1 pseudogene is annotated in these 300 nt (G+C 59.7%); it reads left to right on the top strand.

Annotated features, from left to right (window positions below):
- Positions 1-300 (top strand): annotated as a pseudogene (locus KO536_RS24095) (contractile injection system protein, VgrG/Pvc8 family); the annotation flags it as partial.

The raw sequence follows: 300 nt of genomic DNA, 5'->3' as shown, positions 1-300 counted from the left end.
CCAGCACCTGACGGTGCCGCAGATCGTGGCCCAGGTCCTTAAAGGCCATGGCATCCAAGCCGATGCGTACACCTTCCACGTCAACACCAGCCCGGAACGCGAGTACTGCACCCAATACGGGGAAAACGACTTCGAGTTCATCCAGCGGTTTGCAGTGAAGATGGCATTTCATGGCACCACCAGCACAGCCAGGATGGCCACCTTCTGGTATTCACCGACGATCAGACCTATTTCCCAAAGCTGGGGGGCACGCCCTACCTGCAAGGCTCCGGTCTGGTGGCGGATCACCCGGTCGTCAGC

This window comes from Pseudomonas sp. NKUCC02_KPG, assembly GCF_019345465.1.
Taxonomy (GTDB): Bacteria; Pseudomonadota; Gammaproteobacteria; order Pseudomonadales; family Pseudomonadaceae; genus Aquipseudomonas.
The sequence above is the reverse complement of the archived record's forward strand: the minus strand, read 5'-3'. Positions and strand labels throughout refer to the sequence as shown.